At 38.7% G+C, this 17,046-nt stretch carries 15 protein-coding genes and 1 pseudogene; 15 read left to right on the top strand and 1 reads right to left on the bottom strand.

What is annotated here, in order from left to right; genetic code table 11:
- The first annotated feature begins 151 nt into the window (after positions 1-151).
- Complete coding sequence (locus ACRAD_RS10970; protein WP_005027452.1) at positions 152-1,294, top strand: tyrosine-type recombinase/integrase; 1,143 nt, start codon at positions 152-154, stop codon at positions 1,292-1,294.
- 15 nt (positions 1,295-1,309) lie between these two features.
- On the opposite strand, the gene ACRAD_RS10965 is transcribed toward ACRAD_RS10970, so the two are convergent.
- Positions 1,310-2,323, bottom strand: coding sequence for a hypothetical protein (locus ACRAD_RS10965; RefSeq protein WP_005027450.1), 1,014 nt, complete (start codon positions 2,321-2,323; stop codon positions 1,310-1,312).
- Between the two features lie 367 nt (positions 2,324-2,690).
- Between ACRAD_RS10965 and ACRAD_RS10960 the strand changes: the two genes are divergently transcribed.
- The 14 genes and pseudogenes from ACRAD_RS10960 (at position 2,691) to ACRAD_RS10890 (ending at position 16,863) form a co-directional block, all read left to right on the top strand.
- Positions 2,691-3,122: a hypothetical protein gene (locus ACRAD_RS10960; protein WP_005027448.1), complete on the top strand. Its 432-nt coding sequence runs from the start codon at positions 2,691-2,693 to the stop codon at positions 3,120-3,122.
- 27 nt (positions 3,123-3,149) lie between these two features.
- The gene (locus ACRAD_RS10955; protein ID WP_004812228.1) at positions 3,150-4,082 is read left to right on the top strand and encodes an IS5-like element ISAha3 family transposase; all 933 of its coding nucleotides are present in this window, start codon (positions 3,150-3,152) and stop codon (positions 4,080-4,082) included.
- Positions 4,083-4,134: 52 nt separating this feature from the next.
- Positions 4,135-4,647, top strand: a pseudogene (locus tag ACRAD_RS10950) (inovirus-type Gp2 protein); the annotation flags it as partial.
- Between the two features lie 103 nt (positions 4,648-4,750).
- Positions 4,751-5,029 carry a hypothetical protein gene (locus ACRAD_RS10945; protein ID WP_005027442.1) on the top strand — a complete coding sequence of 93 codons (279 nt, stop codon included), beginning with the start codon at positions 4,751-4,753 and terminating at the stop codon, positions 5,027-5,029.
- 22 nt (positions 5,030-5,051) lie between these two features.
- Entirely contained in the window at positions 5,052-6,083 is a 1,032-nt protein-coding gene (locus tag ACRAD_RS10940; RefSeq protein ID WP_005027439.1) for a DUF932 domain-containing protein, read from the top strand.
- Between the two features lie 175 nt (positions 6,084-6,258).
- A complete protein-coding gene (locus tag ACRAD_RS10935; RefSeq protein ID WP_005027438.1) occupies positions 6,259-7,317 on the top strand; it encodes a YqaJ viral recombinase family nuclease in 1,059 nt (352 codons plus the stop codon).
- A gap of 195 nt (positions 7,318-7,512) precedes the next feature.
- Complete coding sequence (locus ACRAD_RS10925; protein ID WP_005027435.1) at positions 7,513-8,397, top strand: recombination directionality factor; 885 nt, start codon at positions 7,513-7,515, stop codon at positions 8,395-8,397.
- Positions 8,398-8,476: 79 nt separating this feature from the next.
- Positions 8,477-8,707: a helix-turn-helix transcriptional regulator gene (locus tag ACRAD_RS10920; RefSeq protein WP_005027433.1), complete on the top strand. Its 231-nt coding sequence runs from the start codon at positions 8,477-8,479 to the stop codon at positions 8,705-8,707.
- 72 nt (positions 8,708-8,779) lie between these two features.
- Positions 8,780-9,364, top strand: coding sequence for a class I SAM-dependent methyltransferase (locus ACRAD_RS10915; protein ID WP_005027431.1), 585 nt, complete (start codon positions 8,780-8,782; stop codon positions 9,362-9,364).
- Positions 9,357-10,364 carry an HNH endonuclease gene (locus tag ACRAD_RS10910; RefSeq protein ID WP_005027429.1) on the top strand — a complete coding sequence of 336 codons (1,008 nt, stop codon included), beginning with the start codon at positions 9,357-9,359 and terminating at the stop codon, positions 10,362-10,364. The genes ACRAD_RS10915 and ACRAD_RS10910 overlap by 8 nt, the downstream gene beginning before the upstream one ends.
- Positions 10,365-10,443: 79 nt before the next feature.
- On the top strand, positions 10,444-13,209 hold the full coding sequence (locus ACRAD_RS10905) for a class I SAM-dependent DNA methyltransferase (protein ID WP_005027427.1): 2,766 nt from the start codon (positions 10,444-10,446) through the stop codon (positions 13,207-13,209).
- A complete protein-coding gene (locus ACRAD_RS10900; RefSeq protein WP_005027425.1) occupies positions 13,206-15,359 on the top strand; it encodes a DEAD/DEAH box helicase in 2,154 nt (717 codons plus the stop codon). The genes ACRAD_RS10905 and ACRAD_RS10900 overlap by 4 nt, the downstream gene beginning before the upstream one ends.
- A gap of 15 nt (positions 15,360-15,374) precedes the next feature.
- The gene (locus ACRAD_RS10895) at positions 15,375-15,647 is read left to right on the top strand and encodes a hypothetical protein (RefSeq protein ID WP_005027423.1); all 273 of its coding nucleotides are present in this window, start codon (positions 15,375-15,377) and stop codon (positions 15,645-15,647) included.
- 13 nt (positions 15,648-15,660) lie between these two features.
- Positions 15,661-16,863, top strand: coding sequence for a GIY-YIG nuclease family protein (locus ACRAD_RS10890; protein WP_005027420.1), 1,203 nt, complete (start codon positions 15,661-15,663; stop codon positions 16,861-16,863).
- Positions 16,864-17,046 lie beyond the last annotated feature (183 nt).

The raw sequence follows: 17,046 nt of genomic DNA, 5'->3' as shown, positions 1-17,046 counted from the left end.
AAAAAAGCCTTTAAACTCAATGTTTAAAGGCTTTTTTTTATGCCTGTTTGTCCGATATTGTCTGATCCTATTTGACCCCATATTTGCTCTTTGCGGGTAAATATTGGGAAAATTTACCCAGAAATTAATACATCAATTATGGGTAATCGACATGCCACTTACAGATACTGAATGCAGAAAAGCACAGCCGAAAGATAAACAGTATCGTCTTTCGGATTTACATGGTTTATCCCTCATCATTACCACCAAAGGTCAAAAATATTGGAATGTACGCGTCACTGTCCATGGTGAACGTAAGTCTGAATCGCTTGGCCCATATCCAGATTTAAGCTTAAAAAAGGCAAGGGAGCTTGCATATGAGCTTAAGCATCGATACTCACGTTCAGTATTGCATGAAGACTTAAAGCCCTATTTCGAAGAAGTTGCAGAAGATTGGTTTAATAATCAAAAAGAAACCTGGTCATCCAAACACATCAGTAATGTTCGAGCTTCATTGGATGAGCTTTATATTGCTCTTGCTAATAAGCGTATTAATCAGATTCAGGCACCTGAGATTCTGCAGATCATTAAGAAGATTGAAGCTAGAGGCTCGCTTGAAATTGCAAAACGGACCTTATCTCGTTGCGGCATGGTCATGAAGTACGCCATTGCGCATGGCTATCGCTATGACAATCCGGCAGGTGATTTAGTCTACGCCCTCAAGAATAAAAGGGTCAAAAACCTGGCTTCGCTTTCTGCCTCTGAGATGCCTGAATTTCTTAGACGTATTAAGGCTTATCCTGCCGATGCTCAAACACATCATGCCATTGTCCTGATTATGCTGACAGGCGTTCGGGTCAGTGAATTACTACAAGCACGCTGGGAAGAATTTGATCTGGAGGGGCGTAAGTGGGATATCCCTGAAGAGCGGATGAAGAACCGACTTTCACATCGTGTGCCGTTGACGGACATGATGATTGCCGAGCTTCAGGCTTTGAGACTTACCCATAATCAGGAACTGCTATTTCCCCATCGTTTAAATAACAAAGAACCTATGCGTAGCGAGTCTATTTTGGCTGTGATCAAGCGTTCGGGCTATGCAGGTCGGATGACCACACATGGTTTTAGATCGCTATTTAGTACAGTCGTAAACGAATCGAATCTGTTTAATCCAGATGCCATTGAACGCCAGCTTGCTCATGTGCCTCAAAATAGAATTCGTTCGGCATATAACCGAGCGCAATATTGGGATGAGCGGGTGAGATTGATGCAGTGGTATGGGGAGCAGGTAGAAGGATGGATGGCTCAGTATTGAGCCTTTCCTTTCTAGTTACTTATAGTCTTTATATTCTTCATATTCCTTATTAATCAATTTTTCTAGAAGTTCTGATTCAGAAATATTGTAAAGCTCTGCTAATTCTTTCAATCGAACTTTTGTATTTTTTCTTAAGGGTAAGTGAAATTTCTTTTTAAGATTATCCTTATTTTTTAATCTAAAAACATTTTGCTGCCATGCTTTTTTAAGTTTATTTAAATCATTAATATACTTTTCTCTATTATGAATATAAAGATCGTCAAAATAAGCATAGATATAATTCTCATGTAACTTTTCTTTTTCAAAAAGAAATTGAGGGAAAACATTGTATTCAAAATTTTTATCAATATAGCTTTTGCTCCACTCTATAAAATCTTTATTCTTAATGTATTTATTTAGATTTATTTTTTCTTTTATTATTTTATCAAAATCAGCAATATATTCTTCCAAGTCTAAATTTTTTTGAATGATATTGTGCGTTATTTCGGGGTTTAAATAAATCAAAGCTAAAATAAAAATTCTAGGATTATTAATGTTTTTATGAACTTTATGATTGTCGTTTTGTCTAAGTATTTTAGGGTTGTGGGCGGATTTGTGTATTATATTATTATTAATTTGACTTGATGTTTCTGAGTTTTTTAATTTTTTAAATGTACTTTCTCTAATAAAAATAGGTATATCGTAGTCTTGGGTGAATCTATTAATTAAGAACCAACATAATCTGTCATCCTTTAGGTGTAGATTAATATCTATATTTAAAATATATTCTTCCTGTTCTTTATGACAATTCTTAATAAAGATATTTATTTCTTCTTCTTCAAGTTTAGATAAAGTTGTTTTTATATAATCAAATAAATATTCATAAGAATATTTTTCATTATAAAAATTGAAAAAATCACGAGGGGTGTAATTATTAGTGCTAGCCACTTTCCAAGCTATCCATACATACTCATGCTCTTTAAAACCTCTTAAAAGTTTGTCAATCAAAAGCCCTTTACGGATATTGTGATTTACTGAAGTTAAGCCCATTTTTATTAATTACCTGTAGTATTTCTTGTAGTATTTATACTAATATTTTCTCTAGTATTTTTCAATACTGAAGTCACCTTGAATGCTTAAAAATATTAGCTTATGGACATTTTTATTAGCTATTAATTAGGTTTTAGCTTAACTCTAGCTTTTTTGAGACTCGATCCTACATGAATTTAAGCATAGAGCAGGGAGGAAAAGTTTTTCATGTGGAGAATAGGTACTGCACTACAGGAGGAATTTGGACTCCCTAACGCTTTGGTTATTAATCTAATCGTTTATTAGGTAACACTTTATTGTAAAGTAAACGTATATATATACTGAATTCCCTATCTCTTATGTAACTATCACACAAATAGGTTTAAACATGAGAGCTTTAATTAATCAGGCACAACTTACACTTGAGATCGAGAGCTTCTTAAAATGTCTAAAAAGAAGAAGTAGGGAATGGGATGAATTCTATTCACAGCTTACCAATCTGTTATTAGACTTTGATGATATTTATAATCCTGATGATGAATACCCAGGTTATCTCCAATTCTTTGTAATTCTGAGATATGACTTACAGAGAATAGACTCCGATTATTTTGATCTTAAAGATGAATTGGAAATGATTGGGTATAGAGCGTTGAGATCGGACTTTTTGAAGTTATCTAAGAGTTTCGAAAGAGATTATGAAATTATCGAAAAACAGAAAGATGAAAATAAAATTGAAGTGCAGGAATATTGTAGGTCAATACTTAATAAATGCAGTCGAATATTAGTTGCTCGTGGCTTTGTTGCACAAAGCTATTCTTGAAGGCTTCTTCAGTAATATAATTTCCAGATGAAGAAGCCTACACCTAAAATCTATCGTACAACCAATTGGTCCTCGTATAACCAAGCTTTAATCAAGCGAGGAAATATTTCAATCTGGTTTGATCCTAAGACGCAATGGTATGCACAACCACAAGGCAAGCAAGGACGAAATCAAACTTATTCCGATACAGCGATTCAATGCTGTTTAATGATCAAATCTCTATTCCGTCTTTCTTTACGTATGGTTACTGGCTTTGTTCAAAGCCTGATTAAACTCTGTGGCTTGAATTGGACAGCACCAGATTACTCCACCCTTTGTAGACGACAAAAGCATATTGATATTGCGATAAGCTATCAGAAAAGTCATGATGGGTTACACCTACTTGTCGACTCTACGGGTTTAAAGTTTTTAGGTGAAGGCGAATGGAAGCGTAAAAAACATCAGCCTGAATACCGTCGGCAATGGCGTAAACTGCATATTGGTATAGATGCTGAAACACTGCAAATACGTGCCGTTCAGCTTACTACAAATAATGTCAGTGATTCACAAGTACTAGGTGATTTACTGGATCAAATTCCACTAGATGAGCGAATAGATTCTGTCTATACCGATGGCGCGTACGACACGAAGTGCTGCAGAAAAGTGATTTCAGATCGTCAAGCACATGCAGTAATTCCACCCAGAAAGAATGCCAAGCCCTGGAAAGATTCTAAAATAAGTTCAATAGAACGAAATGAGTTACTTCAAACGGTTAAACATTTAGGTAGAACCCTATGGAAAAAATGGTCGGGTTATCACCGTCGTAGTTTGGTGGAAACCAAGATGCATTGCATCAAATTATTAGGTGATAGGCTGACGGCAAGACATTTTCAAAGTCAGGTCAATGAAATTCATGCGCGTGTGGCAGTTCTGAATAGATTTACGGAATTAGGTAGACCTCGCACCCAAGTTGTGTCTTAAATTTGAATGGATTGGGGAGAACTCAGCTTTTGAATGTTTATGCAACAAAGCCGTTGCTCGTGTAGACTTGGGTTATTTGCAAGAATATTCTAATCGAATCAGAGTTGAAGATATTTATAAGGACTTAGATATACTGCTTAATCGTATCCAAAATAAAGATGGCATATTTAAACATGTGATCGGATATATATGGGGAGTAGAGCAAGGTGGTAAAAGTAAAGGTTTTCATTGCCATTTAGCAATCATTTATGATACTGCCTTTCGTGATGGAAGCGCAGCATATTGGGGGAATAAAATTATCGCGCTTTGGAGTGAGATTACTCGAGATTATGGTCAAGGCTATAATTGTTGGAATCGCAAACGCGTAAAGGAGCTCCGAGGTAGAGATGAGTTGGGGATCGGTTTAATTTATCGTCGCGATTCAACCCAAGTGACAAATTTCATTGAGGCAATGGAATACCTCACTGATCATCACAAACGTACCCTTCAATACTTACGTGTAAAGCCAAAAGGACGAAGAGTATTTGGTAAAGGCCAGTTAAGAGTACAGTATGATCGACGCTAAATGAAAATAATCTCAGATATACATTATCTAGATGAAAACGAGTTTTTTAACTTTGCAAGGCTTGCCAATCGGCGAGCCTTTGTCATTTCTAGAGGTATATATTATGAGTTTAAATTGTCCTTATTGCTTATCGGATCAAGTCATTCAGGTTGTCAATCAGCAGGTGAGTGGATCTGATTCTACAGGTCTAGCAGCATCAGCTTCGTTCGCAACTATCGGTGCATCCATATCAAAGGGTTTACCTTTACCTGTATCACCACTGCTTGGCGGGCTTGCAGGTGCGGTCATTGGTGGTTTATTCAGCAGCGTGTTTGATGAGCCTAAAAAGCCGATCACCCTGGCCTACTATCACTGCAATCACTGTCAGCAGAATTTTCGTTGAATCAGCATAGGAGATAAGAACGATGGCACATCAAATCGAACAAATCGCCTATGTTGGCGAAACCCCTTGGCATGGTCTGGGTAATCAACTCAGTCCGAACCAACCACTCGAAGTTTGGGCACAGCAAGCTGGAATGGACTGGCGGATTGAATCGTCGAATGTCAGCTACATGGCACAGAATGAACGTGGTCAAAGCATTATCATGCCATTTGAAGAACAGCGAGTGTTGTATCGTTCAGATACCCATGCACCTTTATCTGTAGTCAGTCAGCGTTATCAGGAAGTTCAACCCAAAGAGATTCTGGAGTTCTACCGGGATCTGACTGAGCAATCTGGCTTTGAGTTAGAAACCGCAGGGGTTTTGAAAGGTGGGAAGAAGTTCTGGGCTTTGGCACGTACCGGGCAAAGTACCGCTTTAAAGTCTAAGGATGTCAGTAATGGTTATATCCTGTTGGCTACTGCGTGTGATGGCACTTTGGCAACGACAGCACAGTTCACCAGTATCCGAGTGGTCTGTAACAACACTTTAGCCATTGCTCTACGTGGACAGAGCAGTAGTGCAGGTGTAGTGAAGGTTCCACATAGTACCAAGTTTGATGCAGAGAAAGTGAAGCAGCAATTGGGTATTTCAGTTCGTGCATGGGATGAGCACATGTATGAGATGAAACAGCTCACACAGCGTAAGGTGAGTCAGCAGGAAGCCAAAGCTTATTTTGATGCCGTATTCAACAACAGCACCATGTCAATTTCCGATCCTGAAGAAAACATCATTCAGTTCTATCGTAATGTCGCGCAGCAAGCTCAAGAGAAAAAGCCTGAACCAAATGGTCGTGCCATGAATAAAGCTTTGGACATGTTCAATGGGCAAGGACGTGGTGCTGACCTGTCATCCGCCAAAGACACTGCTTATGGCTTACTTTGTTCGATCACGGAATTTGTGGATCATGAACGACGTGCCATGAGTACAGATCACCGTCTTGATTCAGCTTGGTTCGGTGCAGGTGCTAGTGTGAAACAACGAGGGTTGGAGCAAGCACTTGCCTTGATCGCCTGAAATTAACCGATTCACTTATGTTGAAATCGAGTCACCCCAAACAAGTGCTAGTCATAGCACTCATGTAACCCCTCTCAATTAAAACAGCAAACAAATCGCCATACCCGACCTCGTGTCGGGTATGGCTTTTTTATGCATTTCTTTTACAGAGATCAGAATTTATAAGGATAATTCCATGAATCAAATTGTACCTATTTCCCATCAGCCTACGACGGTAGCATCAAAGATCGTAGTTAATCAAACCATCACCACCAAACGCTCAACAGCAGCCAAGCGACTGGTCAACACCAAAGGGATGGAATATCAGGACTGGCTTGAAGTTCGTAAACAAGGTATCGGTAGCAGTGATGCCGCGACTGCCTGTGGTCTCAATCCCTACATGTCGATGCTGGAACTCTGGCTGATCAAAACCGGACGGCAGGCTCAATCCATAGAAGATGAAAGCTCAGGTGTAGCACCGCTGTATTGGGGTAAGCAGCTGGAACCTTTGGTGGCAGAGTTCTATAGCATGCACACCAATAACAAGGTGCGACGGATCAATGCGGTGCTTCAGCATCCTGATCCCGATAAACACTTTATGTTAGCCAATCTGGATTACAGCGTGGTCGGCAGTGATGAAGTCCAAATTTTGGAATGCAAAACAGCAGGTGAGCATGGAGCAAAATTGTGGCGTGATGGTGTGCCTTTATATGTGCTTTGTCAGGTACAACATCAACTGGCGGTGACAGGCAAGCAGGCAGCGCATGTCTGTGTCCTGATCTGTGGGCATGAAACCAAGATATTCAAAGTGACACGGTCTGAATCAGTGATTGAGCATATTGTTAAAGCAGAACGTTATTTCTGGGAGTGTGTAGAAAACGATACTCCGCCATCAGTCGATGCCAGTGAATCCGCAGCCAAAGCCATTCAGCAGCTCTATCCAGCGCATATCCCACTAAGTGTTGAAGATCTTTCACAAAATGAAAATGCCAATTTGATGTTCGATCAGCTCATCAAAATGAAAGAAGAGATTCAGCATAAGCAGGAACGCTTTGACCAATTTAAACATGAAATTCAGATGATGATGCAAGACAAAGAAAGGGCGGTCTTTGCACATGGCTCAGTAGTCTGGAAGAAAGCCAAGGACTCCATCAGCCTCAATACCAAGACATTGCTTCAGCACCAGCCTGAACTCATCGAGCTTTATCCACTTGAAAAGCAGGGCAGTCGTCGATTTAACATCTATACCGACTAAGCCCGATCTACAGCACCAAATCAAAAATTCACAAAAATCGCTCCCCGCTCTCTACCCTTCGGTAGAGAGCAAATCGGTCGCGATCTCTGTAGCACTTTATCTGGCTCTACATTCTTTGGGTAACTTATTTGGTCCTTGTTCTGACCTACATACATAGACCCAAATTTGTAACGTAATACATTAAGGAATATCAATATGATTAAAGGTTTAGCAATTACCCCTCCAATATTGGGGCGTATCAGTATCGGTCGTATGGTTGAAAAGAATGGCAAGCGATTGCCTGAAAAAGATGATCAATTCACCATTACTTCCCAGATTCAAAGCAAAGAAGGCTGGGTGAAACATCCACTGGATGATCAGCTTCGAGCCAATACGCCTAATCAAAAGCTACGTTCAATCCCTGTTCGCATGATCTTTAATGATCCTGACTTAAACCTGCGTGCAGAATACAGCCTGTTTGACCGTCAAACCGGTCGTCCCGTCTGTGTGGGCAATGGTGAAACCTGCCAACGTTTAACCAACCAAGGCGTGGAGCAACATCCCTGTCCATCCCCTGATTTATGTCCATTGGCTCAAGGAGGGAACTGCAAGCCCTATGGTCGTTTGCATGTGAACTTAGATGAGTCGGATGAATTTGGAACTTTTATCTTTAGAACCACAGGCTTTAACAGTATTCGGACTTTGGCAGCACGGTTGAGTTATTACCATGCGGCATCAAATGGTTTGTTGTCATGCCTCCCCTTGCAATTGATATTGCGGGGCAAGAGTACGACACAGAGTTATCGTCAGCCGGTGTATTACGTGGATCTAACGTTAAGGGAGGGGATCAGTTTAAATGAAGCGATTATTCAGGCGAAGCAAATTGATGAGCAAAGTAAGCAGGCGGGGTTTTATCAGGAGGCTTTAGACTTTACCGCAAGGAAGGGTTTGGGGAATGGAAGGATGGACGTAGACATAGAGGAAGGTTTGGATGTGGTTGAGGAATTTTATCAGCCTGTCGGAGACCAGCAGATCGAGGAGACTCAGACTGCATTTGATATCCAACAGGGATTGAAAGGATCTGTGACGGCTTTGAATTAAATCAGACAAGGTAAAACCTTACGAGATTGCCGTATCTCATGAGCGAGTTGCTCGAAATCATGAGATAGGAGTAAACATCATGAATGCATTTGTAGGTCAAACTTTTCAAATGAATCAACTGATCAGTATCAAGCAAGTCATGGAATTTGTTGGAGTGGGGCGTTCTACTATCTATGAGATGATGGATGAAAACTCACCTTATTACGATCCTTCATTCCCAAAGAAAGTTAAAATTACTCAAAATCGTATCGGCTGGTCAGCTTATGAGATCCATCAATGGATTGAAAGTAAGTTGGCGAATCGAGAGTAAGGGACGCTCTTAGCTCCCTTATTTTTTTGTTTTCTTGTAGACTGAAAGTGTCTTTTAGCCTAAGTGTCCGTAATGAAAACAATAGAATACTACAATAAGCATGCAGAAGAATTTACAGCTTCAACGTTTGAAGTTGATATGGAAAGCCTATACCAGCCTTTTTTAGTATTTTTACCTGAATCAGCGAAAATCTTAGATGTAGGTTGCGGGACAGGGCGCGATACTTTAGCTTTTAAGAATAAAGGCTATCACGTTGATGCGATCGACTACTCAGAAGAACTTGTTAAAAAGGCGGCGGAACTTACTGGTATTCAAGTGAAGTACCAAAGCTTTTATGACTTAAGTGAAGTGGCTGTTTATGACGGTATTTGGGCATGCGCGTCTCTGCTTCATTGTGAGCGCAATCGATTAGCTGAAGTTCTTCAAAAAACGCTTCGAGCGTTAAAGCCTCATGGCGTAATCTATATGTCATTTAAATATGGGGATTCAGTCCGAGAGAAAGATGGTCGAGAGTTTACCGATTTGAATGAATGCCAAGCGGAAGAGTTACTCGAAAAATTTTCTCATGTCAGTTTGGTTCATCAGTGGATCACGGTTGATAAAAGACCTGAGCGAGAAGAGCAGTGGTTAAACCTGCTTTGGAAGAAAAATGATTAATTGCAGTCCGACAGCTCAAGAGCAACTTAAATTCCTTAAAAATATCCAACTGATTTTGCAGTCAGGTAGCTTTAGCAGTACCTATAAGTTTGCCTTGCTGATAAGCCTTAGTCGATTGGCGATTGAAAAAGGTGAGAATAGTGGCGAGCAATTGGTGCTTGAGTACAGTGACATTGCTGAGACGTTTATCGAACTGTATTGGAAACAGGCTGTGCCATATACTTTCAATGACGAAGGGCAACTGATCTTAAATCAAAATAATGGTAAGCAAGCAGCAATCGTCAATCAAATTATTGAGCTAAGACAGATTTATTCATCTCTTGGATTATTGAGACGAAATTCCGTTGTTTGGTCCAAGTTGGTTAAAGATGTGGCTCGTACCGTAAAAGAGATGCCGGTACGTTATCTGCAAAACATCAATGGGCAAAATTTCGAGTTTTTATATCAATTTGAGCAATCTAAGCAACAGCTGACTTTACTACCCCAAGCCATGTTTTGTTTACGCCAGTTTAGCGAGATTATTGAAGAGCTATGTCAAAAGCGATGGATTGATTACATTCGAAAAAACAGTAGTAATGCACCCATCTTAAATAAACTCCCAAACCTTGAACAGTTTATGTTTGAGCCAACTCGAAATCAATTGAATGCTGTGGCAAATATCTTGGTCGAATTGCAAGAATGTAAATGCTTCTACTGTAATAAGGTAATGAAAAAAGGCAATTATGCAGTCGATCATTTTATTCCTTGGTCAATATACCCATCTGATACAGGGCATAACTTTGTGTTAGCAGATTCAAGTTGTAATTCTAAGAAAAGTAATTTGCTTGCATCAAATGAGTTCCTGCATAAGTGGCAAGAACGGAATGAAGAACATAATTTGATTATTGTGGATCAGATATCTGTACTAGGTTTTTTGACGGATAAAGAGAGGTCGCATAAGGTGGCGGAATGGGCTTATGAGCAGGGCAAAGCGAACAATTATTTAATGTGGAATGGATAATTTATCAAGGTGTGATTTTTTTTATTACTGATGGTTGATAGACTGCATCTCATATTGAATTTATTTACATTGTATTATCATGAACGCAGTTGAAATTGAAGCGGCCGTATCCGAGCTGGCAGAAAAACCTTTTGATGCTCAAGAGTTTGCTTTTGATTTTTTAAGAGCATTTGGTAATAAAGAAACAACAATAAAAAAACTCCGAGCAGGTCAAAGCAACTCATCAGATATTCAAAATGGTGTATTACAGCGTAACCATATTCATATTGCCGTATGCGAGCAAGACAAAGTATCTGAAGTCTTAAAGGCTTTACGAGAAAGTAAGGCAACAGAAAAAGCGAAAGCAAAATTTGTTCTGGCAACAGACGGTTTCAACTTACAAGCTGAGGATCTAATTTCTGGCGACACGATTAGTTCAGATTTTCATAATTTCGCAGATCATTTTGGCTTCTTTTTACCTTTGGCAGGTATTTCTACAATTCGGGAGATTAAAGATAACCCGATTGATGTACGTGCAACGGGTCGTCTCAATAAACTCTACATTGAGCTTTTAAAAGAGAATCCAGATTGGGCCACTGAAGAACGTCGCCAAGACATGAATCATTTCATGGCTCGTTTGATTTTTTGTTTCTTTGCAGAAGACACAGAAATTTTCCAACCGAGTGGTATTTTCACGCAAACCATTGAGCAAATGTCAGAGCGTGATTCAAGTAATACCCATGAAGTCATCAGCACTCTGTTTCATGCAATGAATGTAGATCATTCAGCGCGTGATACTACTAAATTACCTGTATGGGCGAAAAAATTCCCGTATGTAAATGGCGGTTTATTCTCTGGTAGTACTGAGGTTCCTAAATTTTCGAAGATTGCCCGTACTTATTTACTACATGCTGGTGAGTTGAATTGGCAAAAGATTAATCCCGATATTTTTGGTTCAATGATTCAGGCTGTTACCAATGATGACGAGCGTGGTTCTTTGGGCATGCATTACACCAGTGTGCCAAACATCTTAAAGGTTTTAAATCCTTTATTTTTAGATGATTTAAATGAACAATTAGAAGCATCAAAGGAAAGTCCTTTAAAACTGCTCAATTTACGTAAACGTATTGCACGTATTCGTGTTTTTGATCCTGCATGTGGCTCGGGAAATTTCCTTGTTATTGCGTACAAAGAGCTACGTAAAATTGAGGCTCAAATTAATGAGCTTCGCAATGAAGGTGGACGTGCGACTGATATTCCATTAACGAATTTCCGTGGTATTGAGATCAATAGTTTTCCTGCTGAGATTGCACGTTTAGCATTGGTGATTGCTGAATACCAATCGAATGTTCAGTACTGTGGTCAAATTGAAGCACTTCAAACAGTATTGCCCTTGTCAAAAGAGAACTGGATTATTTGTGGTAATGCTTTACGTTTGGATTGGTTAAGCATTTGTCCACCGACAGGTAATGCAGTTAAAGTTGTTGCTGATGATTTATTTCAAACTCCATTAGAGCAGACCGAAATTGATTTTGAGAATGAAGGTGGAGAAACCTATATTTGTGGTAATCCTCCTTATTTAGGTTCCACTTGGCAGAATCAAGAGCAAAAAGATGATCTCGAGAAGCTATTTAAAAGTAGCACTAAAAATTGGAAGCTACTAGATTATGTGGCAGGGTGGTTTATCAAGGCTGCTTTATATCACTCCGTAGATCACAAATCTAAATCGGCTTTAGTTTCAACCAACTCTATTTGCCAAGGACAACAAGTCGGTATCTTATGGCCCTTAATTTTTGAAAAAAATATTAATATTAATTTTGCATATACAAGTTTCTCATGGGCAAATTTAGCCTCTCATAATGCTGGCGTTACTGTAATAATTGTAAGTTTAGGTAAGAGTAATAATAATCCAAAATTATTATATAGTGCTAATAAGGATGATAAGTTACTTGAGAAAAAAGTCAGTAATATTAATGCCTATCTAGTAGGAGGTGAAAATATTATTGTTAGAAAACAGTCAAAGCCTATTTCTTCACTAACAGTTATGTCATCTGGAAATAAACCCGTTGATGGTGGAAATCTTTTGCTTACTGCAGATGAAGTAAATCAATTAAATTTAACAGATAATCAAAAGTTGAAATTTGTTAGAAAAGTTTATGGGTCTGCTGAGTTTATTAGAGGATTACAACGATATTGTCTATGGATTGAAGATGACAATCTAAATGAAGCTCTACAAATAGCTACTATTCGTGAAAGAGTTGAAAAAGTTAAGCAAATGCGCTTAGCTAGCCCAGACATAAGTGCAAATGAGATGGCGAATAAATCTCACCAATTTAGAGAAATGTATACTGCTAAAACACATACAATTATTGCTCCAGTAACTTCTTCTGAAAATAGAGATTATTTGCCAGTAGGTTTAATTAGAAATAATGAAATTGTTTTGAACACTGCTTGTGCTGCCTATGATGCCCCCTTGTGGAATTTATCTATAACTGCTTCAAAACTTATGCAAGTATGGGTGGGCACTGTTTGTATCCGTATGCGTACGGATTTTAGATTCACGCCTACATTGGGTTGGAATACGTTTCCCGTTCCAAGTCTTACAGAAAAAAATAAAGCAGATTTAACACGCTGTGCAGAAAATATTTTATTGGCTCGTGAAGCGCATTTCCCTGCAACGATTGCAGATCTTTATGATCCAGAAAAAATGCCAGAGAACCTACGCCAAGCACATGAAGAAAATGATGAGGTGCTAGAACGCATCTATATTGGTCGTCGCTTTAAAAATGACACAGAGCGCCTAGAAAAACTATTTTCAATGTATACAGAAATGACTTCAAAACAAGCTGGGAACAAAAAAGCATGACAACTTCAGAAAATCCAACCAATCAACGAACTGTCCCTGCTGTTTCTATTAAAACGGCTTGTACAGGAGCATCAAATAAAGCCAATGAACTCGGCATGCGTCCAATGCAGGAACGTGCTTATGATAAACGTGGTGAACAATACCTACTAATTAAATCACCACCAGCGTCAGGTAAATCACGTGCATTAATGTTTATTGCTTTAGATAAATTAGCCAATCAAGGGATTCAGCAAGCACTTATTGTGGTGCCTGAACGTTCTATCGGCAGCAGCTTTGCAGACGAAGAATTAACAAAGCATGGTTTCTGGGCAGACTGGAAAGTACAACCGCATTGGAACCTATGTAATGCACCCAATGCTGATGATGAAAAAGTTGCAAAGTCTAAAGTAAAAGCAGTAGCTGAATTCTTAGCGGGTGAAGACAAAGTATTAGTGTGCACGCATGCAACCTTCCGTTTTGCTGTTGAAGAGCTTGGTGTGGATGCATTTGATAATCGGCTGATTGCGATTGATGAATTCCATCATGTGAGTAGTAATCCAGACAATAAATTGGGTGCACAACTCAGCCAGTTTATGGAACGAGACAAAGCGCATATCGTAGCGATGACGGGCTCATACTTCCGTGGGGATTCTGAAGCAGTTTTATCACCAACGGATGAGAATAAGTTCGAGACTGTTACTTATACTTATTACGAACAGCTGAATGGCTATACCTATTTAAAAGCATTAGATATTGGATATTTTTTCTATACAGGGAAATACACTGATGCTGTTATGAAAGTCTTAGATCCTACGCTTAAGACCATTATTCATATTCCCAATGTGAATTCTCGTGAAAGTACTAAAATTGGGAAGCACCTCGAAGTTGAACACATTATGGATGCAATGGGGACTTGGAAAGGGGTAGATGAAGAAACAGGTTTCCATTTAATTGAATTCACGACAGAGATGGGCAATAAGCGCATTTTAAAAGTTGCTGACCTTGTGGATGATAGTGATGCTGCAAAACGCTCTAAAGTACTGACAGCACTGAAAGATCCCACACAACGATTTAACCGTGATCATGTTGATATCATCATTGCATTAGGTATGGCCAAAGAGGGCTTTGACTGGATTTGGTGTGAGCATGCCTTAACTATTGGTTATCGTAGTAGCTTAACCGAGATCGTTCAGATTATTGGTCGTGCAACTCGAGATGCTGAAGGTAAGCACCGTGCGAAATTTACCAACTTAATTGCTGAACCAGACGCTTCTGAAAAACTCGTTGTGGAAGCTGTCAATGATATGCTGAAAGCCATTGCTGCCAGCCTGTTGATGGAGCAAGTATTAGCCCCTCGCTTTGAATTTACACCTAAAGATCAGGGTGCATTAGATGGCTTTGATTATGGTGAAGATGGTTATCAGAAAGGTAAAACAAACGTTGGTATTAATGGTAAGACAGGACAAGTCCATGTCGAGATCAAGGGTTTAAAAAAACCAGAATCTGAAGAAGCCAATCGTATTTGCAAAGAAGACTTAAACGAAATTATTACGGCTTTTGTTCAAAATAAATCTGCTATTGAACGTGGTCTCTTTGACCAAGAAAATATCGTACCTGAAGAATTAACGCAGTTAGCACTGGGCAAAATTGTTCAGGAAAAATATCCAGAATTAGAGCCTGAAGATCAAGAAGCAGTAAGACAGCATGCAATTGCAGCATTCAACTTGATTCAACAAGCGAAAAAAGAACTTGAACAAGCTCAACAAACGCTTGGAGGTACAACAGCTGGCCCTGGCGGAGCTGGAAATCCAGATGATAAACCTGAATCTAATATAGCGTTTATTCAGGGTGTTAAACGCTTTATGAATGTACGTGATTTGGATATTGATTTGATTGATCACATTAATCCATTTGAATCAGCTTATGCCGTACTTTCTAAAGCCATGGATGAAGCGATCTTAAGACAAGTCCAAGCGCATATTTCAGCTAAACGTATCAACCTAAGCCCTGAAGAGGCAAAAGAATTGGCAATCCGAGCTGTGCAGTTTAAAAAAGAGCGAGGCCGTTTGCCTGATATTAACTCTCAAGATGCTTGGGAAAAACGTATGGCTGAAGGTGTTGCAGCCTTTGCTCGATTCAAGGCACAAGAAAAAGCAAAAGCTAGTTCTTAATCAGGAAAATGAGTGATGGAAAGACTGACAGATGATCAAATTCTAGATGAACTCGAAATTCAACTTGAGTTAAAATCCTCAAAGATCTTAACACCTTTACAGGAACGTGTGATTTCTGGATTTGAAGAAATTAATCACTTCTTTGAAACTCATCAGCGAGTTCCATCACATCATGCTGATGCAGATATTTTTGAAAAATTATGTGCATCTCGATTAGATAAAATCAAACAGAATTCTGATATGAAATCTGTTGTTTTATTTTTAGATAAATTCAATCTCTTAGGTTAAACAAGGTAAATTTATGGCTGATTTTTCTGATGACGAGTTATTGTCAGAGTTGGGAATTGATCTAGCACCAGTTAAATCAGTGACCTATACAGCTAAAGAAGAACGTTTAATCTCTGGCTTTGAAGAAATCATTCATTTCTATGAAGAGCATAAAAGAGTTCCATCAAACTCTATTGATACAGATATTTTTGAACGTATCTACGCTGTGAGATTAGGTCAGCTAAAGCAATCGGATGAAGCAAAGAAGCTTTTAGCAGCTTTTGATCATCTTAATTTATTATCTGACTCTGATAATGAAGAGGCCGATTTAGCTAGTTTAGAAGATGATGATTTGCTTGCTGAACTAGGGATTGAACTGGAAGATGAAGAAAATATTTTTGTCTTACAGAATGTAAGAACGCAAAAAGAACGTGAAGCTAATGAATTAACCGCTACAAGAAAAGTATGTGAAGACTTTGAAATATTTAAAGAACTATTTGAGCAAATAGCTAAGGAGCTTGAGTTAGGACTTCGAATCACTAAGCCTTTTGGAAAAGATGCTAGTATTGAATTGCATGATTGGTTCATTCTAGATGGTCAAATAGTATATGTATCTGAAATAGGCGAATATTTTAAAGCTCCGAATGGTGAAAATGATGCTCGTCTAAGGGTGATTTATTCCAATGGAACGGAAAGTGATTTATTGATGCGTTCTCTTAAAAAGGCATTAAATAACGATAAAGCAAGTCGTCGAATTTTAGTTGCAAACAATGTAGGGCCTCTATTTTCTTCATTTAAGTCTAATGATCACTCAAATGAACTTGAGATAAAAAGTGGCACAATCTATATTTTACGTAGTTTGTCAGACAATCCCTTTATTAAGAAACACAAAGATATTATTCATAAAATTGGCGTGACTACGGGGAAAGTGAATAAGCGAATTACTGATGCTAAGAATGATGCAACTTATTTACTTGCGGATGTGGAGCTTGTTGCTGCCTATGGATTGCCTGAAAATGTAGTGCCTCATAAGCTAGAAAAGCTTATACATAAAGTTTTCCAGGCTGCTCAGCTAGGTATCAGTATTGACGATAGATTTGGTATTCCCGTTCAACCTAAAGAATGGTTCTTAGTTCCAATTGATGTAATCAATGAGGTGATCGAACATATCAAAAATGGAACGATTGAAAACGTCATTTATGATCCAGAGCAATCTAAGCTAGTGGGTAATCAGTGATTTAAAATACAATAAAAGAGACCATGGCATTTGCCATGGTCTCTTTTATTTAATGGGTAAATTGGGGTAAATCATTTTTTAAAAAATAAACATAATTTAGATGTTTAAGTACTTAGTTAAACTGTCACCATCGCTACAGATATTTCTACTTTAAGTTTTAAATTAACTTAAAGTAGAAATATC

Origin of the sequence: Acinetobacter radioresistens DSM 6976 = NBRC 102413 = CIP 103788 (assembly GCF_006757745.1) — a bacterium.
In the GTDB taxonomy this organism is placed as follows: Bacteria; Pseudomonadota; Gammaproteobacteria; order Pseudomonadales; family Moraxellaceae; genus Acinetobacter; species Acinetobacter radioresistens.
This window is presented reverse-complemented; position numbering and strand designations above follow the sequence as displayed.